This window comes from Streptomyces sp. NBRC 110611 (genome assembly GCF_001590865.1).
Classification (GTDB): Bacteria; Actinomycetota; Actinomycetes; order Streptomycetales; family Streptomycetaceae; genus Streptomyces.
Window position 1 is genome coordinate 720693 of the sequence record NZ_BBUY01000002.1, and the last position, 1109, is coordinate 721801.

General features: G+C 74.9%; 1 protein-coding gene. It reads left to right on the plus strand.

The annotated features are described in order from the left end of the window. Nucleotides 1-1078 (plus strand): sensor histidine kinase (locus tag AZE13_RS07700; protein ID WP_066928269.1); only part of this gene is annotated, 1078 nt, incomplete at its 5' end. Between the last annotated feature and the right edge of the window lie 31 nt (nt 1079-1109).

Below are 1109 nucleotides of genomic sequence, written 5' to 3' on the forward strand. Positions count from 1 at the left end.
CGCGGCAGCGGCGGGGCTGCTGGCCGCGCCCGCCGTACGGGTGCTCCGGCGGGGTTCGGTGGCGCTGTCACTGTTCGCGGTGGCGGCGCTGGCGGTGGCCGCGATGGCGGCGGGCACGGTGGCGGTGGCCCAGGCGATGTTCCTGTCCGGGCACGACCTGGGCGTGGTGATGGCCGTGGTCGCGGTGTCCGGTGTGGTGTCGCTGGCGGCGGCGCTGCTCTTCGGGCGGCGGATCGCGGCGGGCAGCCGGGAGCTGGCGCGGGCGGCCCGTACGGTCGGCAGCGCCGGCGGGTTCGTGGCACCCGACGAGCCTCCGACAGCCGAACTGGCCGCGCTCTCCCGGGCGTTGGAGGAGACCAGTACCCGCCTCGCCGAGGCGCGGGAGCGGGAGCGGGCGCTGGACGCCTCCCGGCGCGAGCTGATCGCGGGGATCTCACACGATCTGCGGACGCCGCTCGCGGGGCTGCGGGCGATGGCCGAGGCACTGGAGGACGGCATCGCCGAGGACCCCGCGCGCTACCACTCCCGTATGCGGACCGAGGTGGACCGGCTGGCCGCGATGGTCGACGACCTGTTCGAACTGTCGCGCATCCAGGCCGGGGCGCTGACGCTGACGCTCTCGCGGGTCTCGGTGTACGACCTGGTGGACGAGGCACTGGCGGCCGCCGGGCCGCTGGCGGCGGCGAGCGGGGTGCGGCTGGTGGACGGCGGGGTGGCACCGCTGCCGGTACGGGTGGACGCCCAGCAGATCACCCGTGTCCTGGGAAATCTTCTGGTCAACGCGATTCGTGCGACCCCGGCCGACGGCACCGTCGCGGTCAGCGCGCGACGCGAGGACGACCGGGTGGTGGTCGCGGTGGAGGACAGCTGCGGCGGCATCCCGGCGGAGGACCTGCCACGGGTCTTCGACACCGGCTGGCGTGGCACCAGCGCACGCACTCCGCGTGCGGACGGCCAGGGCGGGGCGGGGCTGGGCCTGGCGATCGTGCGGGGCATCATCGAGGCACACGAGGGGCGGGCGACGGTACGGAACGTGGGCCCAGGGTGCCAATTCTGTGTTGCGCTGCGCTTGGCCTGATTCCCACGTTGTCGGCTTTCCCGCCGTGGCG